29 protein-coding genes are annotated in these 24,634 nt (G+C 40.9%); all 29 read left to right on the forward strand.

The window, feature by feature from the left end; all coding sequences use genetic code 11:
* Positions 1-46 precede the first annotated feature (46 nt).
* The 29 genes from flgB (at position 47) to flhA (ending at position 24,529) form a co-directional block, all read left to right on the forward strand.
* The gene (gene flgB, locus AC0L7Q_RS03865) at positions 47-466 is read left to right on the forward strand and encodes a flagellar basal body rod protein FlgB (protein WP_010391142.1); all 420 of its coding nucleotides are present in this window, start codon (positions 47-49) and stop codon (positions 464-466) included.
* Complete coding sequence (gene flgC / locus AC0L7Q_RS03870; protein WP_010391144.1) at positions 466-882, forward strand: flagellar basal body rod protein FlgC; 417 nt, start codon at positions 466-468, stop codon at positions 880-882. The genes flgB and flgC overlap by 1 nt, the downstream gene beginning before the upstream one ends.
* Positions 883-886: 4 nt before the next feature.
* A complete protein-coding gene (locus AC0L7Q_RS03875) occupies positions 887-1,540 on the forward strand; it encodes a flagellar hook assembly protein FlgD (RefSeq protein ID WP_054202054.1) in 654 nt (217 codons plus the stop codon).
* Between the two features lie 18 nt (positions 1,541-1,558).
* Positions 1,559-2,887, forward strand: a complete 1,329-nt coding sequence (locus AC0L7Q_RS03880; protein WP_409424896.1) for a flagellar hook protein FlgE — start codon at positions 1,559-1,561, stop codon at positions 2,885-2,887.
* A gap of 11 nt (positions 2,888-2,898) precedes the next feature.
* The gene (locus AC0L7Q_RS03885) at positions 2,899-3,630 is read left to right on the forward strand and encodes a flagellar basal body rod protein FlgF (protein WP_409424897.1); all 732 of its coding nucleotides are present in this window, start codon (positions 2,899-2,901) and stop codon (positions 3,628-3,630) included.
* A gap of 14 nt (positions 3,631-3,644) precedes the next feature.
* Positions 3,645-4,430, forward strand: a complete 786-nt coding sequence (flgG, locus tag AC0L7Q_RS03890; RefSeq protein ID WP_010391154.1) for a flagellar basal-body rod protein FlgG — start codon at positions 3,645-3,647, stop codon at positions 4,428-4,430.
* Between the two features lie 2 nt (positions 4,431-4,432).
* Positions 4,433-5,155 carry a flagellar basal body L-ring protein FlgH gene (locus tag AC0L7Q_RS03895; RefSeq protein WP_409424898.1) on the forward strand — a complete coding sequence of 241 codons (723 nt, stop codon included), beginning with the start codon at positions 4,433-4,435 and terminating at the stop codon, positions 5,153-5,155.
* Positions 5,156-5,173: 18 nt separating this feature from the next.
* Positions 5,174-6,283 (forward strand): flagellar basal body P-ring protein FlgI, encoded by a 1,110-nt coding sequence (locus AC0L7Q_RS03900; RefSeq protein ID WP_409424899.1) that lies wholly within the window; start codon positions 5,174-5,176, stop codon positions 6,281-6,283.
* Positions 6,284-6,294: 11 nt separating this feature from the next.
* A complete protein-coding gene (locus AC0L7Q_RS03905; protein ID WP_409424900.1) occupies positions 6,295-6,756 on the forward strand; it encodes a rod-binding protein in 462 nt (153 codons plus the stop codon).
* Between the two features lie 6 nt (positions 6,757-6,762).
* Positions 6,763-8,070, forward strand: a complete 1,308-nt coding sequence (gene flgK / locus AC0L7Q_RS03910; protein WP_409424901.1) for a flagellar hook-associated protein FlgK — start codon at positions 6,763-6,765, stop codon at positions 8,068-8,070.
* A gap of 11 nt (positions 8,071-8,081) precedes the next feature.
* Positions 8,082-8,978: a flagellar hook-associated protein FlgL gene (gene flgL / locus AC0L7Q_RS03915; protein ID WP_409424902.1), complete on the forward strand. Its 897-nt coding sequence runs from the start codon at positions 8,082-8,084 to the stop codon at positions 8,976-8,978.
* Between the two features lie 26 nt (positions 8,979-9,004).
* Positions 9,005-10,030 (forward strand): flagellin, encoded by a 1,026-nt coding sequence (locus AC0L7Q_RS03920; protein WP_409424903.1) that lies wholly within the window; start codon positions 9,005-9,007, stop codon positions 10,028-10,030.
* A gap of 234 nt (positions 10,031-10,264) precedes the next feature.
* Entirely contained in the window at positions 10,265-11,104 is an 840-nt protein-coding gene (locus AC0L7Q_RS03925; protein ID WP_409424904.1) for a flagellin N-terminal helical domain-containing protein, read from the forward strand.
* Between the two features lie 123 nt (positions 11,105-11,227).
* Positions 11,228-12,526, forward strand: coding sequence for a flagellar filament capping protein FliD (gene fliD, locus AC0L7Q_RS03930; RefSeq protein WP_409424905.1), 1,299 nt, complete (start codon positions 11,228-11,230; stop codon positions 12,524-12,526).
* A 6-nt stretch (positions 12,527-12,532) separates the two neighbouring features.
* On the forward strand, positions 12,533-12,919 hold the full coding sequence (gene fliS / locus AC0L7Q_RS03935) for a flagellar export chaperone FliS (protein ID WP_409424906.1): 387 nt from the start codon (positions 12,533-12,535) through the stop codon (positions 12,917-12,919).
* A gap of 227 nt (positions 12,920-13,146) precedes the next feature.
* Positions 13,147-13,482, forward strand: coding sequence for a hypothetical protein (locus AC0L7Q_RS03940; protein WP_409424907.1), 336 nt, complete (start codon positions 13,147-13,149; stop codon positions 13,480-13,482).
* Positions 13,479-14,768, forward strand: coding sequence for a flagellar hook-length control protein FliK (locus tag AC0L7Q_RS03945; protein ID WP_409424908.1), 1,290 nt, complete (start codon positions 13,479-13,481; stop codon positions 14,766-14,768). Before AC0L7Q_RS03940 ends, AC0L7Q_RS03945 begins: the two co-directional genes overlap by 4 nt.
* A gap of 25 nt (positions 14,769-14,793) precedes the next feature.
* On the forward strand, positions 14,794-15,225 hold the full coding sequence (locus AC0L7Q_RS03950; protein WP_409424909.1) for a flagellar basal body-associated FliL family protein: 432 nt from the start codon (positions 14,794-14,796) through the stop codon (positions 15,223-15,225).
* A 9-nt stretch (positions 15,226-15,234) separates the two neighbouring features.
* Positions 15,235-15,957 (forward strand): FliA/WhiG family RNA polymerase sigma factor, encoded by a 723-nt coding sequence (locus AC0L7Q_RS03955; RefSeq protein ID WP_409424910.1) that lies wholly within the window; start codon positions 15,235-15,237, stop codon positions 15,955-15,957.
* Between the two features lie 17 nt (positions 15,958-15,974).
* Positions 15,975-16,838 (forward strand): flagellar motor stator protein MotA, encoded by an 864-nt coding sequence (gene motA / locus AC0L7Q_RS03960; protein ID WP_138620872.1) that lies wholly within the window; start codon positions 15,975-15,977, stop codon positions 16,836-16,838.
* Complete coding sequence (locus AC0L7Q_RS03965; RefSeq protein WP_081374122.1) at positions 16,838-17,836, forward strand: flagellar motor protein MotB; 999 nt, start codon at positions 16,838-16,840, stop codon at positions 17,834-17,836. Before motA ends, AC0L7Q_RS03965 begins: the two co-directional genes overlap by 1 nt.
* A complete protein-coding gene (locus tag AC0L7Q_RS03970; protein WP_409424911.1) occupies positions 17,829-18,233 on the forward strand; it encodes a PilZ domain-containing protein in 405 nt (134 codons plus the stop codon). Before AC0L7Q_RS03965 ends, AC0L7Q_RS03970 begins: the two co-directional genes overlap by 8 nt.
* 28 nt (positions 18,234-18,261) lie before the next feature.
* Positions 18,262-19,167 (forward strand): FliM/FliN family flagellar motor switch protein, encoded by a 906-nt coding sequence (locus AC0L7Q_RS03975; RefSeq protein WP_409424912.1) that lies wholly within the window; start codon positions 18,262-18,264, stop codon positions 19,165-19,167.
* A 3-nt stretch (positions 19,168-19,170) separates the two neighbouring features.
* Positions 19,171-19,503: a FliM/FliN family flagellar motor switch protein gene (locus AC0L7Q_RS03980; protein WP_055011667.1), complete on the forward strand. Its 333-nt coding sequence runs from the start codon at positions 19,171-19,173 to the stop codon at positions 19,501-19,503.
* A 4-nt stretch (positions 19,504-19,507) separates the two neighbouring features.
* Complete coding sequence (fliP, locus tag AC0L7Q_RS03985) at positions 19,508-20,260, forward strand: flagellar type III secretion system pore protein FliP (protein ID WP_075170636.1); 753 nt, start codon at positions 19,508-19,510, stop codon at positions 20,258-20,260.
* Positions 20,257-20,526, forward strand: a complete 270-nt coding sequence (locus AC0L7Q_RS03990; RefSeq protein WP_138607580.1) for a flagellar biosynthetic protein FliQ — start codon at positions 20,257-20,259, stop codon at positions 20,524-20,526. The genes fliP and AC0L7Q_RS03990 overlap by 4 nt, the downstream gene beginning before the upstream one ends.
* Entirely contained in the window at positions 20,523-21,302 is a 780-nt protein-coding gene (gene fliR, locus AC0L7Q_RS03995) for a flagellar biosynthetic protein FliR (RefSeq protein ID WP_054202068.1), read from the forward strand. The genes AC0L7Q_RS03990 and fliR overlap by 4 nt, the downstream gene beginning before the upstream one ends.
* 4 nt (positions 21,303-21,306) lie before the next feature.
* A complete protein-coding gene (gene flhB / locus AC0L7Q_RS04000) occupies positions 21,307-22,437 on the forward strand; it encodes a flagellar biosynthesis protein FlhB (protein ID WP_409424913.1) in 1,131 nt (376 codons plus the stop codon).
* A 16-nt stretch (positions 22,438-22,453) separates the two neighbouring features.
* Positions 22,454-24,529 (forward strand): flagellar biosynthesis protein FlhA, encoded by a 2,076-nt coding sequence (gene flhA, locus AC0L7Q_RS04005; RefSeq protein ID WP_010391191.1) that lies wholly within the window; start codon positions 22,454-22,456, stop codon positions 24,527-24,529.
* Positions 24,530-24,634: the final 105 nt, after the last annotated feature.

Genomic DNA, 24,634 nt, shown 5'->3' on the forward strand with positions numbered 1-24,634 from the left:
TTTTAAAAGTTGGCATAAAGGTTGTTATACACAAGGTAGAAAGTGTATGCGAAGCGCGAAAGCATACAAGAAACAAAAATTAGAGGCAACAATGGAACTATTTGATAAAGCGTTAGGTGTTCACCCTTTTTCAATGAAATTAAGGTTAGACAGAGCAGAAGTCATTGCCAGCAACTTGGCCAATGTTGACACGCCTGGGTTTAAATCTCGAGATGTAGATTACCGTCAAATCATGCAAAGTGTTTCATCCAGTTTTTCGCAAAACAGAGATGTTGATTTTGCTGGCGTACAAACGGATGAGCTCAAATATCGCGTTCCTTATCAACCATCAAGTGATGGTAATACTGTTGAGTTAAATATTGAGCAAGCAAAATTTGCCAGCAACAGTATGGATTTTCAAACCAGTTTGACCTTTTTAAATATGAAGATAAATGGCCTACATAAAGTTATTTCAGGGAAATCATAATGTCTTTTAATTCAATTTATGACGCCAGTGGCAGCGCCATGCGCGCTCAAGTTATTCGCCTCGATACCATTGCATCTAACTTAGCCAATGCCGATACCGCGGCCGGTTCAGAAGCCGACGCTTACAAGGCACTTAAACCAGTATTTTCTGCTTTGTACAAACAAACACAAGATAGCCAATCAATTTCAGCCTCGGTTGATGTATTGGGGATCACTGAGTCAAACCGTGCGGTAGAGCAGCGCTACGAGCCAAATAACCCAATTGCTAACAACGATGGTTATGTATTTTACTCCAACGTAAATGCACTTGAAGAAATGGCCGACATGATGTCTGCAAGTCGCAGCTACCAAACATCTGTTGAAGTTATGGGGCGTGTAAATAGCATGCAGCAAAGCATTCTTAAGTTAGGACAATAATTTTATGCAAGTTAATTCAGCCGTTCCAAGCGCAGCCGACGGGGCAAAAAACACCACGAATATTGCCGGTAATAGTTCAGCAGATGAAATGTCGACCATGTTTTTAGAGTTACTCGTTGCGCAAATCAGCAATCAAAATCCATTACAACCTATGGACGGCACCCAATATGTGAGCCAGCTTGCGGAGTTTTCTAATGTTGAGTCGTTACAAAGCATTCGCCAAAACACCGCCGATGGTTTGGATTATGTGAGCAGCTTAGCGGTGCTTGAAGCCACTAATATGGTTGGTCAAACGGTTGATGTGCAAGCAAGCAGTATTGCCCTTGAACAAGATGGCAGTGTCTCTGGCATGGTTAATTTAGGGGAAGCCGCAGATTCTGTCACTGTGCAACTTTATAACCAAGATGGTGAATTAGTTGAAGAAAAACAACTGCCTTATTCTGGAGTCGGTTCATTGCGTTTTGAATTTGAAAACCAAGAAGCCGGTGCGTATGCAGTGAGAGCGTATGCCACTACTGAAGAGGTACCAAAGCAGCTTGATACTTGGCTAAGTGGTGAGGTTGAGCGTGTTTCTGTAGGTAAATCGTTAGAAGATATTTTATTACAAGTCGATGGTTTGGGTAATTTTGGTATCACTGAAATTAATCAAGTGGCATAAATAAGAGGAATAAATAATATGTCTATGTTCAATATAGGATTAAGTGGTCTTAAAAGTACCCAAACAGGATTAGAAGTAACCAGTAATAATATTGCTAACTCGGGTACTGCTGGTTATAAAAATAACACCGCAGAATTTGCCGCAGTGTATAACGGCAGTCAACGCGGCGGCGTTAAAGTTGCCAATGTTAAAGAAGATTTTGTCACCGGTGGTGAAATTGTGCGCACCGGTAATGCGCTGGATATTGCTATTGATGGCCAAGGTTTTTTTGCCATATCAGAAAACGGCCGAACAGCTTACACCCAAGCAGGCCAGTTTCAGTTAGATAACGACTTAAATATTGTTAATGCCAACGGCGGCAAACTGCAAGGTTTTGGCGTGTCTCAGGTTGATGGTGGTGATCCGACAATTGTACCAGGTGTATTAACCGATTTAAAAATTGAAGCCTCAAACATAGAAGCACAAGCCAGTACCAATATTAACTTTAACGGTAACTTAAGTTCTTCTAGCGACGTGATTGCTTATCCAACAGCTCCTGCGGTATTTGATCCTAAAGATGGTAGTCAATATAACTTTTCTCAATCTACCGAAGTATTCGACTCCTTAGGTAACAGCCATGTAATGACTCAGTATTTTAACCATACGGGTAGCAACGAATGGCAAGCGATGTTTTTCTTAGATGGTAAACCCCTTACTCAAGCTCAGCTTTCAGCGCTTGGTGCGACTACCGACTCTAAACCTATTGATGATGGTGCGGGTGGTTCAATTAACGCCGGTACCATTACGCTTAATTTTGATACCGATGGCCAAATGGTGCCGTTTTCAGGCGACTTAACGGCGGTTGATTTAGAAGTGCCTATTACTTCAACGCCAGGTAATGCAGAAATAACCAGTGGTGCAGCAGCATTAAATATCGCGCTTAAATTCGATGGTACAACGCAGTTTGGTTCAAGTTTCAGTGTTAACGAAAACGATGCCAACGGCTATACCTCGGGGGCGTTTTCTGGTGTGAAAGTTGAAGACGACGGCCGTGTATTTGCAACATTTACTAACGGTGAATCTAAATTACAAGGTCAGGTTGTACTTGCCTCGTTTGCGAATGTTGATGGTCTAGAGCAAGGCAGTAATACCGTGTGGTATCAAACTGAAGAGTCAGGCTCTGCACTTTATGGCGAGCCAGAAAGTGGCTCACTGGGTAAATTACTGTCGGGTTCATTTATGGGCTCAAATGTTGATATTAGTGAACAGCTGGTTGGCTTAATGTCATTTCAACAAAATTACCAAGCCAATGCTAAAACCATCAGCAGTGCTGATGAAATGATGCAAATTTTATTTAGTAATACCTAAGGAAGCTAAGCGTGGAAAAGTTAATTTATACCGCCGTTTCGGGTGCTGAACTTAATAATACCGCCTTACGCGTTGCTGCAAATAACTTAGCAAATGTTAGCACCGTAGGTTTTAAGGCCGACTTAGAGCAAGCGCAATCAATGATGGTACAAGGCGAGGGCTTTCGTACTCGTTACCACGCGCAACTAACACCAGTAACTACTGACTTATCGTCAGGGCCAATCATGGATACTGGCCGTAATCTTGATTTAGCACTGAGCAACGGCGGTTATTTAGAGGTGATGGATGACAACGGTGAACCTGCTTATACCCGTGCGGGTAACTTAGTGGTTGATGCCGATGGCTTTGTTACTGTTAACGGTCGCCGCGTGCAAGGTGACGGTGGCGATATTCAACTCCCTGAATTTGGTGATATTGAAATTGGCTCAAACGGCATGATCAACCTAACCCCCATTGGCGGCGGTGTAATTGCAGAAAATGCGCAAATTAAATTAGCCAGTACCGATGAAAACTTAATCAAAGGTGCTGATGGCTTACTCAGAGCTAACGATTTGCAGCCGCTTGAAGCCGACGAAACAATTACAGTAAGAACCGGTGCTTTAGAAGGTTCTAATGTGAATGCCGTGGCTGAAATGATCAAAACAATGAATATTAGCCGCCAATTTGAAATGAACGTAAAAATGATGAAGTCTGCTGACGAATTAGCGACCAGCGGTAATAAGCTCATCAGTGGACGTGGGTAAATAGGAAGCCAAACATGAATTCAGCATTATGGGTGAGTAAAACTGGTCTTGCAGCGCAAGATTTAAGAATGACAACAATATCTAATAACCTAGCGAACGTAAGCACTGCCGGTTTTAAAAAAGACAGAGCGGTATTTGAAGATTTATTTTACCAAGTACAAAAACAGCCTGGCGCGCAGGTAGATGAGCTTAATCAGCTGCCATCTGGGATTCAGGTGGGAACCGGTGTTCGTATTAACGGTACGCAAAAGCAATTTACCGAAGGTAGTTTTGAAACAACCAGTAACCAGTTAGATGTGGCCATTGCAGGGCAAGGCTTCTTTCAAATTGAAAGTCCTGATGGCGAGTTATTATTTACCCGTAACGGTCAGTTTCAGCTTAACTCTGAGTCATTACTGGTAAACAGTAACGGCTTACCATTGGCACAAAATATTGCGCTACCAGAGGGCACCACTAAAGTGAGTATTGGCACCGATGGCACCGTTACTGCGGTAGTAGGTAAGGATGCGCAAGCGGTTGAGTTAGGCCAAATGTTAACGGTTAACTTTGCAAATCCAGCAGGGTTACAAAGCTTAGGTGGCAATTTGTACCGCGAAACAGCAGCATCTGGTGAACCTGTTGAGGGGATCCCCGGTGAAGATGCTTTTGGTGGCTTGCAACAATTTACTATTGAAGGCTCAAACGTGAGCGTTGTTGATGAAATGGTAAGCATGATTGCCGTACAGCGCGCTTACGAGATGAACGCTAAAGTGGTCTCTGCGGCAGATGAAATGCTGCGCTTTATAAACCAAAACGTATGATTATGATGAATAAGTTAACATTATTTTTGCTGCTTTTGGGTGTTGCTGGTTGTAGCAATACCCCGTCAAAAACCCAAATGGTGGAATGCGAAGTGGTGTATGGGGAAGTGAAATGTCCGCAAAACACCACTCAAAAATCAGTTCAAGACTATGAAATAAGCCAAGATGCCTATGCACAGGGTTTGAATCAGCAAGATGGTAGCTTATTTCAAGATAACTATATGTTTTCTTTGTATGCAGATAAACGTGCTTACCGAGTTGGCGATATTTTAACTGTGGTGCTTAACGAGCGCACGCAATCAAGTAAAAGTGCCGATTCAAGTTTAGATAAAAGTACCGACTTGGATGTTTCAGTGCCAGTTGCTGGTGCACTCAACGTAGCTGATTTTAATTTGGGTATAGGTTCGAGTACCAAGTTTGACGGGGAAAGCAGCGCTAGCCAACAAAACTTCCTTAGTGGTGCTATTACCGTGCGGGTTAATCATGTTTTATCTAATGGATCGCTGGTTATTAAAGGGCGCAAGCAAATTAAGCTCAACCAAGGCGATGAATACATTGAAATTGAAGGGCTAGTTCGCCCTGGCGATATTGATGTAAGTAACCGTGTTTCGTCGCTTCGTATTGCTGAAGCGCAAATAAGCTATACCGGCAAAGGCACATTGGCTGATGCGAATCGTCCAGGTTGGTTTACCACTTTATTTACCCGATTCTTAAACCCGTTCTAAGGGATTACTGAGGTTTTAATGAAATATTTACTATTAATGCTAGTGTGCTCTTTTAGCCTATTAGCGCCTGCAACTGTGACCGCCAAAGCACGTCCATTATTAGATATTGTTGATGTGCTAGGTGTGCGAGAAAACCAACTCGTGGGTTACGGTTTAGTAGTGGGTTTGCCGGGGTCGGGCGATAAAGCTCAAGTGAAATTTGCCGGTCAATCGCTAAGTAATATGCTAAAGCAATTTGGTGTCTCTGTAGATGAAGAACGATTACCAAAGTCAAAAAATATAGCGGCTGTTGCTGTACATGCCACGCTGCCGCCAATGGGAAGCCCAGGTCAAGCGATTGATGTAACTGTGAACTCATTGGGCGATGCAAAAAGCTTACATGGTGGCAGCTTAATGTTGACTCCGTTAAAGGGAGTTGATGGCAAAGTGTATGCGCTAGCACAAGGTAATTTAGTGGTGGGTGGTATTAATGCCAGTGGTAAAAGTGGCTCCTCGGTGACTGTTAATGTGCCTACTTCGGGGCTTATTCCTAATGGCGCTATTATTGAACGCAGTGTTACGGCTATGTATGAAAGTCAAAGCGATGTGATTCTTAATTTAAAAGATCCAAATTATCAAACTGCCCGCAATGTTGTGCGTGCTATTAATAAAGTATTTGGGCCTGATGTAGCTATTGCTGAAAATTGGGCGCGTTTAGTGGTTAGTGCGCCAAGCGATGCCAATAGTCGCAACACGTTTATGTCGATGCTACAAGATATTACCGTAGAGCAAGGTTCTGAGCGCCCAAAAATTGTATTTAATAGCCGCACAGGTACTGTTGTAATGAACAATACAGTGCGAGTTAATCAGGCTGCGGTTAACCATGGCAATTTAACCATTACCATCAGTGAACAAGAGCAAGTGTCGCAACCAGGGCCGTTTTCAAATGGTCAAACTACGACCACGCAATCAAGTGATATCACGGTAGATCAACAACAAAAAAATATGCTGTTGTGGCCTGAAGGCACCTCATTAGATGAAATTGTAAAAGCGGTAAATGCACTTGGCGCAACGCCAGCCGAGCTTATGTCGATATTAATTGCACTTGATAATGCTGGGGCTCTAGAAGCCGAGCTATTAGTTATTTAAAGGAAATAGCCATGAAAATAGAGTCATCAACCCAATTATCTCAGTCATTAGCGATAGACCCGACCCATCTTGAAAACATTACTGGCAACAGTGAGGCAGGTGTTAAACAGGCAGCAGAGCAGTTTGAAGCTATTTTTTTACAGCTGGTATTAAAAAGTATGGATAGCACCACCAAAACTATGGCCGGTGACAATGGTTTTTTTAATAGTAACGAGCAAGCGCAATTTAGAGATATGCATAATGCTCAAACCGCGCAGCATTTAGCGTCCACTCATCAACTGGGTTTAGCGGAAGCGATTATTAAGCAGTTTGATGAGAAAATTGCTCCCATAGAAAATACATTTAAGAATAGCCAAAACTTGGTCGCTAATGATCAACATAAAGGTGCTGAAAGCGTTGAGCCAACCCAAAGCTATGATATTTATGCGGGGTCGGCATTTGTTCAGCCATTGAATGCTAATACGATTAGGTAGTTAATTATGTCTATGTTAAATAACGCGTTAAGCGGCCTCAATGCGGCTAATATTGCGCTGACTGTGTCAGGGCAAAATGTGGCGAATGCAGCCGTTGAAGGTTACTCGCGTCAGCAAGCTCAATTTAAAACCTCTAATGTATATTTAGGTGGGGTTGAGGTGGCATCGGTTGACCGTGTTGTTGACGCCTTTTTAAATGACGATATTTGGCGTACTAATTCCGATACCAATTTTTATGAAAACAAACAGTCATACCTCGGCTTTATTGAGCAAATAATTGGTACCGACTCACTCAACTTAAATAACTCCCTTGCAAGCCTAACTGATGCGCTCAATGCTGCGACGACCAAGCCCGATTCACAAGCTTTTAGACAGCAGTTTTTATCCTCTGCTGAAGGCTTTATGCAAGATATTGCGCAAATTAATGGCGCCTTGGCAGGCCAAGCAATAAAGTTAAATACTCAAATGACTAATGTGGCGCTCAACGTCTCCTCTGTTACTAAGCAAATAGCTGAAATTAACAGCAGTATCGGGTTAGCAAAAGCGAATAATCAATCAACCGCAGAGCTGAAAGACAACCGAGAGCGGTTAGTAAACCAGTTATCTGGGCATATTGGCGTATCTATTGTTGAGCGAGATAATGGTTTTATTGATATTAGTACCTTAAGTGGTGCCCCGTTAGTAGTGGGCAGTAAAGCCGCATCAATATCAGTAAATGGTACAACAGTCACCAGTGAATTTATTGGCCAGAAATTTACCCTTGATAAAAATGTTGGTGGCCAATTCGGTGGCTTAATTAGCGTTGATAAGGATGTAATTAAACCAACCCTTGCAACCTTAAATAGCTTAGTTTCCGACCTTGCTGATGATATGAATGGTGCATTACAAAGTGGCTTTGATTTAAATAACGACCCCGGTGAAGCATTGTTTACTTACAACCCACTAAACCCATTAGGGACGATTGAGGTAAATCCTGCTATCACTTCCGATAAGCTTGGTTTTAAAAACAGTAGTACTTCAGGGCCAGGGGATAACTCAAACATTGCTAATATCGTTACCTCAATGGCAGGAAAAGGCGATAAATTTACGTTATTAGTGGGTGAACTGGCAATTACTAGCAAGCAAAATTTAAGTAGTATCTCTACCGCTACGAGTCTAAGCGAAAACGCCATTGCTGCACGCGATAGCTTTAGTGGTGTAAACCTTGATGAAGAGGCGGCAAGCTTAATGCATTTTCAGCAAATGTATAGTGCCAATGCCAAAGTGATCAGCACCGCCGATCAAATGTTTAAATCTTTACTGCAAATGTTTTAGGGAGCAACGTTATGCGAGTCAGCAGTCATCAGTTTCATTTAAATTCAATCAAAAACATTCAAAGTAATACTGAAAACTTTAACGAAAAGTCGATTCAGCTGGCAACCAATAAGCGAATTCTTAAGCCCTCAGATGATCCGCTTGGTACTGTGATGATTATGAATTTAGGTTCAGAAATTAAATCGCTAGAGCAATACAAAACTAATATGGATGCAGTTAACTTTTCATTAGGTCAACAAGAAGTACAGCTAACCGGTATTGTTAACCAAATATATTCATTACAAAGTTTAATTACCACTGCAGCTGATGGCTCAATGGGTGAGGCAGAAATTAAAGCGCTTGGCCAAGAAATGAGTGTGGCTTTTCCGGCAATTGTTGATTTACTAAATGCAACTGATAGCGACGGGAAGTATTATTTTTCAGGCAGTAAAACCGACGAACAGCCATTTCAAATCGATGCCACGGGTAATTATGTTTATACCGGTGATAATATTATTAGGGAAGTTGCTGTATCTGACGACTCAAGTGTAAAAAATAATATTGTTGGTGATGATTTAGACCCAAGTGCAGGTTTTTTAAATGCTATGCAAGACTATCTTGTTGATGTAAATAATCCGCCAGCAGGTGGTGTTGGCAATCAATCCCGGGTGATGATAGATAAATTAGCAGACTTTTTAGGTACTATTAGTAGTCAAGTGACTACAATTGGTTCTACTATGGCGTCGCTTGATTCTATTACTACCAGTAATCAAGATATCACTACGTTTACGGTGAATTTACAGGATGATTTAAGTGCTGTAGATTACCCTGAAGCATTTATCTCGATGAAAGAGTCAATGGCGGCGTATGAGTCATCGATGCAGGTTTACTCAACGGTAAGTAAACTTTCACTGTTTTCATACATTTAAAATTATAATACTTTCAGGAACTAACTATGCTGGTTAAAAGTAGCGAAAAAGCGCAAGCAATTGACTTGGTAAATACCAATAAATCGGATGCACTCGTTACATCAACAAAAGATTCTGCTAATAATTTGTGGAAAAACAAAATTGTTGGCAGAGAGGAGCAGGTTAAAGTACTGACTGGCTGGGCACAGCGTGGGGCGCTTAGTCAGGCGCTAGCTAGAGCTGAGCAAAGTGAAAGTACAATACGAAATTTGTATATGGGGCTTGAAAAGTTAGCACAACAGTTAAACACCCAGGCAGCTAACACTCAGCCACAACCCATGCAACAACAGCAAATTAAAGTGCAAATAGCGTCATTACAAAACACAGCAAATAAAAAAGGCTCAGGACTTGATACTCAACTAAAAATAACTGACCCAAATCGCGCTATTAGCAAACAGCTTAATGCAAATATAGACCTGCTTAGCGCGCGCCCACATGAAGAAAATATTCAGTTAGTAATGGGGCGTTCGGGTAAATCATTAAGTTTAAAACTACCTGCCTATCAAGATGAAAAAACCAATTTAGCTGCCATTCAAAATGCGTTTGCACCACATCATATAAATGTTGAACTTAATCGTGAAAACCGTCTGCTTTTTAGTGCGCAAAAAGATAATGCGGCTCCACTTTTAGAGCCTTGGGTAATGAGTGGTCAAGGTGTGCGAATTGCTGCAGGAAACCCGATTTCGTTGCAGCTTAATGATTTAGATAACCCTCTGAATGAACTTGCTAAAATAGCCGATAAAAATGCCACTATTGCTCAGCATCGTGAGCAAATTCAAACTGCGCAGCGCCATTTAAAAGCGAATTTAATAAAAATTCAGGCACAAAAACAACAATTACAAAGCCAACTAGAGCAGCTTGACTCTGCTAGTTCATTAGCTAACACTGATGAACTACTTGCTTTAAGTCTAGGGGTTAAACAGCACATGCAAAACCCAAGTGTAAATAGTGTGGCTGCGATTATGTCGCAAGCAAACATTACTCGTAATATGGTGCAATACTCACTCACCTAATTTTTTAATGCAGCAATCTAGTGTTGCTGCATCGTTTTTTATTTCTGCTATTCCTCTTATCTGCTTTTAGCCAACGAAAATGCCTATTTTACCCGCTTTGAACACATTGCTTAAAAAAATATAAAAATAATTAGAAAAAAGTTTAGATAATTAAAAATATGGTCGCTCTTAGTTATTAGAAGGTGATTTAGGTTCACTAATTACTTTAGCTATTCATTCAAAGAGGAAATAAAAATGGCTTTATCAATTCAATCAAACATGGCATCAATGTCAATCCAAAACCAATTAGGTCGTAGTAACAACGATTTATCGACCGCGCTTGAGCGTTTAGGTTCTGGTTTTAAAATTAACTCTGCAAAAGATGATGCGGCTGGTCTACAAATCGCATCACGCTTAAACGCACAAGTACGTGGTCAAGAGGCTGGTTTATATAACGGTAACAACGCCATGTCTATGATGCAAACGGCTGAAGGTGCGTTTGATGAAATGACTAACATTGCTTACCGCATGAAAGAACTTGCTACCCAAGGTTCAAGTGATACAAACGGTGCAAAAGAGTGGGCTGCACAAAGTGCAGAATACACAGCACTAGCTACTGAGCTTACAAACATCATGGACAACACATCGTTTGGTGATGGCACTAAACTTTTAGCAGCTGCTGGTAAGTTTGGTGCAGGTGCGGTTAACTTCCAAGTAGGTTCAAGTGCAGCAGAGACTCTTAATGTTGATATTTCTACAGAGCTAGGCAATGTGACAACCGCTATTGGTAATGCTGCTGCATTTACTACTGTTGCTACAGCACAAGCGCAAATTGCATTTGTTGATACTTTAGTTGGCGAAATTGGTACTGCACGTTCAACGCTTGGTGCATCAATGAACCGTCTTGACCACACTATGACTAACGTATCTAACATGAAGCAAAATACTCAAGCTGCTGTAGGTACGTTAATGGACGCTGATTTTGCTGCTGAAACGTCAAACATGACTAAGCAACAGTTGTTAATGAACTCAGGTATCTCGGTACTGAGCACAGCTAACAGCACAACACAAATGATTGGTTCACTACTTCGTTAATAATGATTAATCAATTAAGTATGCATAGCTACACCTAAGGTGTAGCTATTATTGTTTATAGTCATAAGTAAAAATATTTACTTTAGATTTTTTTGCTTATAACTAAAATGCTTGGAGATTAAAATGAGCTCTGCAATAGGAATCAATCCTGGGCAATTAGCCTCACAATATACACAAATTGAGCGTAGCGCTAAAGATCAGCAATTAAGTACTAAAAGTAGCCTTTTTAGCAATCAAATTAAGGCGTTTGATAGCCTGAAAAGTAATTTATCAAGCTTTTTTGATGACTTACAAACCAATCTTAAAGATACCAGTAGCTTGTTTGCTAACACCGCTACGGTGAGCAATTCATCCGCATTAGCAGTAACAGCAAGCGGCACAGCAGCCAGCGGTGAGTACGATATATTTGTCGAGCAATTAGCACAAGCACACCAAGTGGCATTGAGTTTTGATCCGGCTAAAGCTTTAACCACTGATGGTGAGTTAAGTATTGATTTGGCAGGCAGTGCGTTTAGTGTTGACTTTGCAAGCCTTGGCGCCGATGCATCATTAACTGATGTTGCTAATGCTATCAACTCACATGTCGATAATAGCGGTGTTAAAGCCTCGGTAGTCCGCTCTGGCACAGAAACCTTTTTAACTTTAACCAGTGCTGAGTCGGGTGCTGCTAATCAGGTGGGTGTGAGTTTTACTGAAGGTACGGATGCCAATGGCAGCGATATCACCAATGCTATAACAAACAAACAAGATTTAACCTTAGCGCAAGATGCGATTGTTAAGCTAGGGGCTAACTCGGCACTTACCATCACTTCAAGCAGTAATAAACTCGATACGGTTATTGATGGGGTAACGATTGATTTAACGCAGGCGCAGTCGCCGGGCGATCAGCCAATTCATATATCAATTAACCAAGATCAAGAAAGCTCTAAAGAAAACATTCAAAGTTTTGTAGATAAATTTAATTCGCTCACCAATGGTATTACCAGTAATCAGTACTTAAAAAGAGACAATATGGCTGCCGGCCTTGCTCGCTCTTTACGCAACGATTTTCAGGGTACGTTTGAAGGTAAAACCTTATTCTCTGTAGGTATTGAGTTTGATCGTAGCGGCAACTTAAAAATAGATAATAAAAAACTTGAAGAAGCCATGGCTACTAACCCTGAGCAGTTAACTAGCATGCTGACAGGTGAAAACGGTTTATTATCTAAGCTAGAAACTCGCGTTGAGCCTTTCACTAAAAGTTATGGTTTGATGACGGATAAAAAGCAGTCATTGCAAGCGAGCTTAAATATAGTCAATAGGCAACAAAAAGATCACGAAGTGTCAATGGAGCAAGTGTATCAACGTTACTTGTCGCAATTTACACAAATGCAACAGACTATTGCGCAATTAGAATCTACAATGGGTCAATTTGGGAGCTAAACATAGATGTTAGATTTAAATGATGGCTTTTCAGCCTATAAAAGTACATCAGTAGATGCAAAAGCGGCCAGTGCCGATATCCATAAATTAGTTTTGATGTTATTTGATGGTTTTTTAGATGAGCTTGAAAAAGTCACTGGCCACATAAAACAAAAAAGATACGATAAAAAAGCAGAAAGTATTGAAAAGCTGATGCGTATTTTAGGCGGGCTTGAAGCCTCATTGGATCTTGAAAAGGGCGGTGAGGTAGCGCAAAACATGCAAAACCTTTATCAGCATTGTGGGCAAGCATTATTACAAGCCAGTATGAAGAATGACTTGAGCTATATTGACTCCACCCGTGTAGTGATGACCAACTTGCAAGAAGGGTGGCAAGGCTTAGGCACACAGTAAACTTTTAAAAGCCAGCTACCCATAGCTGGCTTTTTTATTTTAAATTCAGCTGCTTTTTAAACTTCCTCTATTACCTAAGTGACCATCCTACTGCTAATTCATGACAGATTACTTCCTTCCTAGGGGGAAGTTCCGCTTCCGCTTTTTGCTGCCTTTATTTAATTTAACGTTAAAAAACAAAAGCTTAATGTTGGCTTGTTTTTTGCTAAATGAAATGTGAACTTATAATGAATTTAGTATTGCCAATGGAACACTCTCAAAAATACGCAGCGCAAAAAATGGAACAATTACTTAGTGCTATGGAAAATGCTATCCATGAGAGTAATTGGTATCAAGTTAAAGCAGCCGATAAGCAGTTACTTGCACTTTACACACAGTTACAAAGCATGCCTTGGTTTAGTTCAATGGTAGCTGAACAAAATAACTTAAAAGCACGTTATGTTGACTTAATTGACCTTGTGAGCCAAAAGCAAGCGGCCATTAAAGTACAAATGCAGCGCCATCAAGAGGATAAAGAGGGCTTAATGGCTTATAAAAAAGTACAACAAGGACAGTCGTTATGAGTATTCAAACAAGTACAATGGTGTCAAAGGCTGACTTTGGCAGTGCCACTAATAAACCAACCATATTAAAAAGCAGTACCCCTGCAGATGCGCAAGAACAACAGAGCGAGCTTGAGCCATTTTCGCTTTCTTCAAAGCAGCAGCAAGCAAAACAGCAAGATTTGCATGTTGAGCAACCTCGCGAGAGCTCAGAACAGCTAGCGCAAGAAGAGAACACTGAAAAAATGGATGAAATAATAAATCCATACTTTTTTAGCACCGCTAATTATAACCTCGATAACAATAAAAAAAACGCGCCTGTTATGACTGTACTTAACCAAAATAATAACCTTGTAGTTGATAGCGATACTGTAGTAGTGGAAACACTACCAGTACAGCTTGTAATTGATGAGCAGTTAAAGAGTAAGACTTTAGAGACTCAGCACGAAGTCAGCATTGTAGCTCAAGAGCCCGCTAAAACTGCGCTCGCACAAAATACGACTGTGCATAGTGATGCTTTAACTGTGCCTGCTGCAGCTATAAACGTAGCGCCAGCAGATACACTCGTTAATAAAGAATTAAACACACTCGATTTAGCCAAAACACCACAAACATTGTATTCACAAGCGCTTTTGAACCGATTAAATCAACCATCAGTAATGTCGAAAACTTATGGACAAGCGCAGTCAAGTAGCTTAACCAGTGAGCAAATATCCACACAACCGAGTATTGGGCTCAGTAAACTCGAGCTTGCTGCGCTGTCACAAAATCCGCAATCGAAAATATTTAATGCTGAAAGCCGTGAAGGTAGCAGTCAAAAATCAGCATTAGTGAGTGCTTTCTCATCTGCCGCCACCGCACCAGAAACCTTTGAGTGGCAAAAAGAGAAATTAAAAGAGGCACCCAGTGAATGGGGGCAGCGCTTATTACATGTACTTGGCGATAAGGTAAAATTGCAAATAGGGCAGCAGCTACAGCGGGCGCAAATTAGATTAGACCCTCCTAACCTCGGTAGTATTGAAATATCTATCAATATCGAAGGGGATAAAACTTCAGTCAGTTTAATTACGAGTAATACGCAGGTAAGAGATGCCATCGCGCAAACTTTAGAGCAGTTACGCCAGTCTTTGTCGCAAAATTCAAATACCACAGTTGATGTTAATTTGAGTGATAAACAGCAGCAATCTCATCACCAAAATGACAATGACGACATTGCAAGTAATCACACTGAGATGCCTGTACAGGATGATGACAGCAACACTCGCGCATCTAAGCTGCAATCAGACTCGTTAGATTTATTAGTATAACTACCTTGGATTAAGAGAGATAAAAGTGAAAAAAATAATAATAGCCCTAACCGTATTAGCACTTATTGCGGCTGCATTTTTTGCGGGACAGTTTTTTAATCGCAGTGAGTCATCACAAGTAGGCCCGCAAGCCGATATAACAAAGGTTGAATATCATCAAATGGAACGCTTCATTATAAGCGTATCAGAGGACTCAATTGCGCGTTATTTAGTGCTCGACTTAGTACTTGTTACTTCGCCGTCTATTTTTAATACAGGCACAGAGGCGATGGAGCCGCTAGTGAGAAATGTACTCGTAAAACAGTTTGCTAATATGAGTCACAGCCAAGTAAAAGAAGCTTTTAAAGATATTGATGCAGTTCAAAAAGATTTACTCGAGCAGTTTAATGTGGTTTTAGCAAATGCGGTTTCGGTTCGATTAGATAACGTACTCGTTACGAACGTCTTCATTCAATAGGTCATCGCTATGATGCTGCAAGAAGAGTGGGGTGAGTTAATCACAGAACCACCAGTCACCTTTACACCACAAAAAGAGACGCAACTATTATCGCAGTATGCTTACTTGGTTAATCGGGCGGCTGCACACATGCGCACTCAAGTGGGCATTATTGTCGATAATGATGATATTTACCAAATAGGCATTATTGCGCTGCTTTCGTCTATTCGTCGCTATGGTCGGGATTTAGATGAGAAATTTGCTGCATTTGCGTTTAAGCGTATTCGCGGTGCTATGTTAGATGAATTTAGGCGTGTCGATTGGCGCCCACGCCAGTTGCGGCAGCAGTCTCATCAGCTACGTGATATGAGCCGTTCATTGCAAAAAAAGCTTGGTCGTGATGCAACAGACACCGAAATGTGTGAGGCGTTAGGGATTAGCCATAAAGAGCTTATTCAGCTGCATTACAGTGAGCAAGCTGAGGCATTTGATAGCCTTGAAGCGCTATTGGAGGCTAATCCTAACTTAGCGCTTACCTGTGCACATGCACACGAAAAAGAAGAGACAGCAGCCACCCTCAAAATGGCGATGAGCAAACTAAATACCCGAGAAAAGCTGCTCTTGCAATTATATTACATGCACGAAATGAATATGAAAGAGATTGCATTAACGCTCGATTTAACCGAGGCACGTGTTTGCCAACTTCATAAACAAGCACTTGAAGCGCTGACACAAACGCTTCAAAAAATCTAATACCTAAGGAATAAAGAATGCAAAGAGTTATAGGTTTAATAGTAGTACTTGCAACAGTATTAGGTGGTTTTGCGTTTGCGGGCGGCAACATCGCCACTATGTGGCAGCCATACGAGTTTTTAATTATTTTTGGCGCAGGCTTTGGGGCGCTAATTGTGGGTAATTCGAAATATGTACTGACAGAAATGTTATCGCAATTAAAGTATCAGTTTATTAGTGGTAAAGGAACCGATACGTCTGAGCTTTACCATGACTTGTTACTGGTTATTTACTCTTTATTAGATCTAGCCAGAGTGAAAGGTATAAAGGGGTTGGATGAGCATGTTGAAAACCCAGAAACTAGCTCTATCTTTCTTGCCTACCCTAAAGTGTATGAGTTCCCTCAGCTAGTAACTTTTATTTGCGATAACTTACGTTTGTTTAGTATGGGAAAAATTAACTCGCATGATTTTGATGCCATGTTAGAGCAAGAGATTTACACCATTGAAGAGCAGCGCCTTAAGCCTTCTCATTCATTGGCTAATATTGCTGAAGCTATGCCTGGTTTTGGTATTTTAGCAGCGGTTGGCGGCATTATTATTACTATGCAGCACCTTGATGGACCTTTGAGTGAAATTGGCTACCATGTAGCCGCGGCGTTGGTGGGTACTTTTATTGGTATTTTTGCTTGTTACTGTTTAATTGCTCCGCTTGCCTCAGCGATGGAGCAGTATGTAAAAAAACAAGTGGCGATGTTTGAGTGTGTGCGTGCCATGTTAGTGGCGCATGCTAAAGGGCATGTGCCTATTGTGGCGACTGACTCAGGCAGAAAATTAATTAATGAAGAAATTAAACCGACCTTTACCACCATGGAAGAGTGGATCACTAACAAGGCGGCTTAATGATGGAAAACAAAAATCAAGAAATCGTTATCAAACGCTCACGTCGAAGAGCAACCGAAAAGCCTCATGGTGGTGCTTGGAAGGTTGCCTTTGCCGATTTTACTTTGGCGATGATGGCGTTTTTTATGGTGATGTGGATTATGGCGATCACCAATGAATCAGAGCGTGAAGAAATAGCACACTACATGCGAACTCACTCAATTTTTGATGGTGGCCCCGCTATTTTTGACCCTCAAAATAGCCCATTCCCCGTTGATTTAGGGGGTTCTCCTTCAGTAATTAAACACCTAGAGTCGGGAATTACGCCTCCAGACTCTCCAAAACCTGGAATGAGTGAAGTATTACAAGTGCCCGATGGCACCGTTGAGCCTAAAGCTGGGCAAGGCGAGAAGTTAAACTCAGCGATTGATAGCCAATTTGAAGCCTCATCTGAGCTGAGCTTATTACTGGAAAGTATTGATGAACTCAGTAAAGAAGAGTTACTAAAAAATAACTTACTAGTTGAAGAAGTGCCCCTGGGGCTAAGAGTGATCATTAGAGACGACAAGCATCATCAAATGTTTGAACGCTCAAAGTCGCAAATGACCCCATTTTTTGAAGATCTGTTTCTATACCTTGGCGGCTTAGTTAAAGACATTAACAACAAAATTATTATTTCTGGACACAGCGATGCCAGCTTATTTGTTGATGGCAGCTCTCGTAATTGGGACATTTCTGGCGATAGAGCGCAGCAAGCAAGAAAAGTAATGACTATGGGCGGAATGCCATCAAGTCAGGTGCTTCAAGTAAATGCGTTTTCATCAAATAGACCAATTAACAAAGAAAATAAAAAAGCCAGCGAAAACAGACGTGTTGAATTGCTGATCTTAACTAAAGATGCGCAAGATAAATTTAACCAATTATTCGATGATAGCAACATCAACAATCCGATAAAAAAAGCGGCTGGTGCGGCAACGGCTAACAAACCCGTGCTACGTCTTGAAGAGAATTATGAGTAACCAACCAGACACTAAACGAAGTTACAAAAGATGGAACTTAAACCTCAAAGATAATTACGAGCCTGAGTCAGTTCAGCTTGGCGGAGTAGGCGTGCAGTTATTACGCCGTTGTTTTATTGATATTTCACTATGCCATGGTGTGGCAAAAGATATTAGCGTGGGCGGTGTGGGTTTATTAGTGCCTGCTGAAAAGACGATCCCCAATAAAGTTATTGTGGTGTTTGATAAAACTAATCGATTGGCAGGCAAGGTGATGTATCGCCGTGCTGTGAGTGAAAAATTAATGTTTTTAGGGGTTGAGTGGATAAGCAAAAATGAGCGCTTACGCAGCGATATTGTTAATCGTTTACAGTTACAAGCCCAATTGAAAAAAGCCAAAAAGACGAGCATAAGCTGAATATAAATGAATCAGGAAAAACAGTGGTATGAGTAAAACGTTAAACGCTAAAACAAAGCTAATTAAAGCGAAAAATTCTGAGCATATTACTCCATTTGCACTCACGCTTGAGCAAAGAGCATATGAACAAGCACAACAAAAAGCAGCGCACATAAACGTTAATATTCGTAAAACTTTGGAGTTAGAGCTAGCCCAATTGTTTAACGACAGCCGTTTTGATGTCGATATTTCGCCTTGTTCGCATTCGGTTATTAACAGTTGGTTTAAAGAATCCCCAAGGATATTTCTTGCCTGTCCTTTATTTGCGCCTACTCAAGGTGAGGCCTATTTAGCGCTTGATTATCAAAGTGCATATAAAACAGCGGATTTATGCTTAGGTGGGCAATTTAATAATGTTAACAGCACAGAGCAAGTCTCTGACGAGGTGAATAACGAATTAAGCTTAACAGAAAGCCGTATTTGTGGTCGTTTACTACAGCGCCAAGTGCAGGGCATTCAAGGCTTATTATTTAGAGAACGCTCAGCGTTATTAGGTGAGATACAAAAATCTCATACCTTACCTGAAGCATTACAATACTTAGCCTTTAAAGTGCGGTTTATATTAGAAAACCAAGTAATAAGTTGGTTTTTATGGCTGCCAATTAGCTTTTTTTGCGCAGCTGATAGCGAGCAAGATTCTGCAAATAGTAACACACTCAATACTGATATGTGGGTACAGTTTGCGGTGCAAGGTCAGATTGAAATGGCAAAGAAAAAAGTCACTTTAAAGCAATTAAAAGCTTGTGTGGCCGGCGGTGTATTACCCATTGAACTTAACGAAGCAGCGCTATTTAACCTAGGCCATAAACAAATATTTAAAGGCCAAGTCGTTGAGCAAGAGACTGGCTTAGCATTTCAAATTACACAATTATCAAATAATACAACGAGTAACTAAATTATGAACGAGAACCTTGATAGCGCCTTAGCGGGCTTAGAGCTTGATGCTTTTGATGGATTTGATGACAAATCTGCTGATAAAACTAATGAAGGGAATATGTCATTTTTTCAAGATGTTCCTTTACTCGTCACTCTTGAAGTAGCAAGTACTGAAATTACCTTAGGCGAGCTTAGTCAAGCCAAAGAAGGCGATGTGCTTAAGCTAGACAAAGTAGCTGGTGAAGCGCTTGATGTAAAAGTGAATGGGGTATTTTTTGCTAAAGCAGAAGTGGTAATGGTTGAAGGGCAGTATGGTTTGAAATTTGCTCAAACAGATACCGCAAAGGATCAGTAAACAAATGAATAAACGCGTAATTTTTAAAGTTAGCCTACTGTTAATCATGTTGTTTTTACCAAGCTGGCTAAATGCAGAAGAACTTACGCTGTTTTCTCTAAAAGATACGGCCGACGGACAAGACTACAGCGTTAAACTGCAAATACTCTTATTAATGACGGTATTGAGTTTATTGCCTGCGCTACTGATGGTTTTAACGTCGTTTACCAGAATCATCATTGTATTGGCGATTTTGCGCCAAGCTATGGGGTTACAACAAAGCCCGCCGAATAAAATTTTAATTGGCATCTCACTGATGCTCACTATGTTGATTATGCGACCAGTTTGGCAAGACATTTATCAAAACGCGTATACGCCTTTTCAGCAGCAAACCATAGGATTAGAGGAAGCTTTACTCACCGCAGAAAAGCCTTTGCGTGCTTTTATGCTCAGACAAACTCGCGAAAGTGAATTACGCCAAGTGTTATTAATTGCCAATGAGCCAACCACACTCACCGCGCAAGAGATTCCGTTTGAAGTGTTAATGCCTGCGTTTGTATTAAGTGAGCTCACAACGGCCTTTCAAATTGGCTTTATGTTGTTTATTCCTTTTTTAATCATTGATTTAGTAGTCAGTAGTGTGCTGATGTCTATGGGTATGATGATGCTATCACCGCTGATCATTAGCTTACCGTTTAAGCTCATGGTGTTTGTACTTGCCGATGGCTGGTCAATGATAGCGGGCACGCTGGCAGCAACATTTGGAATGTCACCATGACCCCAGAAATGTCGGTAGAGCTTATTTCAAGCGCGGTTTACACCATCATAAAACTGATTTTAGTCTTAATTGTGCCTGGTTTAATACTTGGTATTGTGGTGGCTATTATTCAAGGTGCGACCTCTATTCAAGAGCAAACACTAACGTTCTTACCACGTATGTTATTAACCTTATTAATGGTGGTATTTGCGGGACATTGGATGCTACAAATTATGATTGATTGGTTTGATAAGCTCAAATTTATGTTACCTGGGGTATTTGGTTGAGCTCATTACTCGCTTTAACGTCTACTGATTTAGTCAGCTGGATGGGCACGCTTTGGTGGCCATTTGTGCGTTTTTCTGCACTTTTATGGTCTATGCCGGTATTCGATAATCCGGCGGTAACGCCGCGCTCTCGTATTTTAGTGTCTATGATGTTGGCTTTTTTAGTTGCTCCGCAGTTACCACTTGCACCTGCTATTGACTTGTTTTCTTTAGATGCCGCTATCTTAACCTTTGAGCAAATTATTTTTGGGGTAATGATGGGGTTATCGCTGCGTATTTTGTTTGAAGTAATGGCGATGATAGGGCTGATCTTATCCATGCAGATGGGCTTATCAATGGCGCTTGTTATGGACCCCGGTAGTGGTAATCAAGTGGCATTATTGGGACAGTTATTTTGGATTATGTGTGCATTATTGTTTTTTGCCGCAGATGGTCACTTAATAACTTTGCAGGTTATGGTAGAGAGCTTTCATAGCTTTCCGATTGGTCGCAGTATTTATGAGTTTGATATTCAGGCGATTATTATGTTGTTTGCGTGGATGTTTTCCTCTGCATTATTGCTGTCGCTACCAGGGATAGTCGCCATGTTATTGGTTAACTTAACTTTTGGTGTAGCAAGTAGGGCGGCGCCGTCATTAAATATTTTTGTATTGGGTTTTCCTATGTCGCTATTGATGGGGTTTTTCTGCGTATTTATGACTCTAGAGTACACAGGAAGTGCGTTTTCAAGGCTAACGTATCATGTGCTAACAACCTTTGCACAAGCGATGAGGTAGCGGTATGTCTGAAAATAGCTCGCAAGAAAAAACAGAACAACCCACAGAGAAACGATTAAAAAAAGCCAAAGAAGACGGCCAAGTCGCGCGCTCAAAAGAGCTCAATACCGCTATTTTATTAATGGTTAGTATTGCTGGGTTATTGTGGTTTGCCAATTTATTTTACAGCTTATTTGTAAACTTAATGAACAGTACTATGGTGCTGGATCACTCTATTATAAATAATAAAAAAATGATGCCCATCGCATTGGGTGATGCCATTATGAATATGCTATCGACTCTCACGCCGTTTTTATTATTAAGCTTTTGCACAATGTGGATCACTGGGTGTTTACCTGGTGGGTTTGTGTTTTCAAAAAAACTCGTGGCGCTAAAAATGAGTAAGCTAAACCCATTAACCGGGTTAGGCAAAATGTTTGGTAAGCAGTCGTTAGTCGAGCTGCTTAAATCAATACTAAAAATAACCTTACTGGCGATTTGCTTATACACCTTTTTAACTAAGCTGTGGATGCAGCTGATGGTATTACAAAACTTAGATATCAAAGTGGCGATAGGCCAAGGCATTGAGTTGTTATTTTTATCGTTAATGATCACCGTAACTTTACTACTTTTTATTGCGGTTATTGATGTGCCTTTTCAGCAAAAACAGATTGCTGATAAAATAAAAATGACCCACCAAGAAGTAAAAGAAGAGCGTAAATCTTCAGACGGTAGCCCTGAGATAAAAAATAAAATTCGGCAAATACAATATCAGCAATCGAATAGAAAAATTGAAGAGCGTGTTCCCACTGCCGATGTGATAGTGACCAACCCTACTCATTATGCTGTGGCAATAAAGTACAGTGAAGAAGCGGCTAAAGCCCCTTATGTTGTCGCTAAAGGCGTAGATGAAATGGCGCTGAGAATACGCGAAGTGGCCCGTATGAATAACAAAGAAATAATAGAAATCCCCGCATTAGCACGGGCTATTTATTTTTCGACCCGGGTCGACCAAGAAGTGCCCAACGGCTTATACAGTGCGGTTGCCTATGTACTGACCTATGTATTGCAACTAAAAGCATACAAGCAAGGGCGAGGACAAGCACCCGCCGCATTGCCTGAATTAACAATCCCTAAAAACTTACAGAAACCTTAGATGTTGGAGTTATAATTTGAACTGGCGCAGTTTTACTCAACCTTATACCGCTATTCCTATTTTGCTGTTAGCTGTTTTGTCGATGGTTATTTTGCCATTACCAGGATGGCTATTAGATGCATTATTCACTTTTAACATTGTATTGTCGGTGATTGTATTGTTAGTGGCGGTATCTACTAAAAAGCCGCTCGATTTTTCTGTATTTCCGACTATTTTGTTAGTCGCCACCTTGATGCGTTTAACCCTAAATATTGCTTCAACACGTGTGGTATTACTGCATGGCCATGAAGGCTCAGATGTGGCAGGTCGCGTTATTCAGGCCTTTGGTGAAGTGGTTATAGGCGGTAACTACGTCGTTGGTATTGTGGTGTTTGTTATTTTAATGGTGATTAACTTTGTGGTTATTACCAAAGGCGGTGAGCGTATTTCTGAGGTGGCTGCACGCTTTACTCTAGATGCCATGCCCGGTAAACAAATGGCAATTGACGCCGATTTAAATGCCGGATTAATTGGCCCTGAGCAAGCAAAAGAGCGACGCAGTACTATAGCCCAAGAGGCCGATTTTTATGGCTCTATGGATGGCGCCTCTAAGTTTGTGCGCGGTGATGCCATTGCCGGTTTAATTATATTAGTGATCAACCTGTTGGGCGGTGTATCAATAGGTGCTTTCCAACATGGTTTAAGTTTAGCCGAAGCGTTCCAACGTTTTGCGCTGTTAACTATAGGTGATGGCTTAGTTGCGCAAATTCCTTCGTTGTTACTCGCGGTTGCTGCGGCAATTATTGTTACGCGTATGAACGATGAAGGCGATGTAAGTGAAGCAGTAGGTAAGCAGTTACTTGCCTCTCCGCGTGTTATTTTTACTGCTGCATTAATTATGGTTACGCTTGGTATTGTGCCAGGTATGCCCACTGTCGCCTTTTTAGGGTTTGCCGCGCCATTATTTTATGTTGCTTGGCGATTACAACGCTCTCTCCCCGATAACTCTTTAATTGAAGCCGAACAAATGACCGACACCATTTTAAGTGAGCAACAGGCTAACTTAGAGTGGGGAGATATTTCTCATGTTGATAAGTTGTCGGTTGAGCTTGGCTTTCGTTTGGTTTATTTGGCCGATAAAGACAAAGGGGAAGAGCTGGTAAAAACCTTAAGAGGTGTGCGTAAAAATCTTTCTGAGCAACTTGGATTTTTATTACCGGAGATCAGAATAAAAGATAACCTAAAATTAAATCCACAAGAATACAAAGTAAACTTAGCCGGTGTGCCTGTTGCAAGTGCTAATGTAAACGCCAAAGAGTTACTCGCGTTAAATACCGGTGATGTATACGGCAGCTTAGATGGTGAATTAACCACTGATCCTGCTTATGGGCTTGAGGCCGTTTGGATAAAAGATGACAGCAAAACCCAAGCATTAAATATGGGTTACTCTGTGGTTGATTTAGGCACCATTATTGCTACTCATACCGGCAAAGTGATCAAAGAACATTTAGATGAGTTATTTAGTTATGAAGACGTACAAAAGCTTAATGAACGGCTAAAAGAAATCTCACCTAGCTTAGCCGAAACCTTCGAAAAAGCATTACCGACTAATTTACAGCTAAAAGTGATTCGTTTACTACTAAAAGAACACATAAGTATTAAAGACATAGTCACTATTGCCGGCACATTAATAGACAGCGTAGAGGTAACTAAAGATCCGATTTTGCTGGTTTCAGACGTACGCTGTGCACTGCAAAAAGTATTGGTAAAACAGGTGATGGGCAATCGTGATGAACTCAGTGCCTACAGCCTAGATGAAAAGCTAGAAAGCACTTTACAAAGCTCACTTGATCAAGCCATGCAGGCGGGCAAAGTAGTACTAGATAGTTTTGCGGTAGATCCTAATTTACTGGGGCAATTTCAACGCACCATGCCGATGATAGTCGAAGACATGAAATCAAGAGGTGTAACACCAACATTAATTGTGGTTCCACAGCTAAGACCGCTGCTGGCACGTTATGCTAAAACTTTTACAAAAGGCAGCTTAGTTGTTCTTTCTTATAATGAAATTCCAGATACTATCCGCGTAGATATACTCGGTTCATTAGGATAAATAGTTGTAAATGTAGTGTAAAATTAATTGACTATGAATTTTATAGAGTAATGTTTGCATTTAGTGATATTTAACTATAGTCTACTGTTTTTATTGTACATAATT

This window comes from Pseudoalteromonas sp. KJ63-1, from assembly GCF_055808145.1.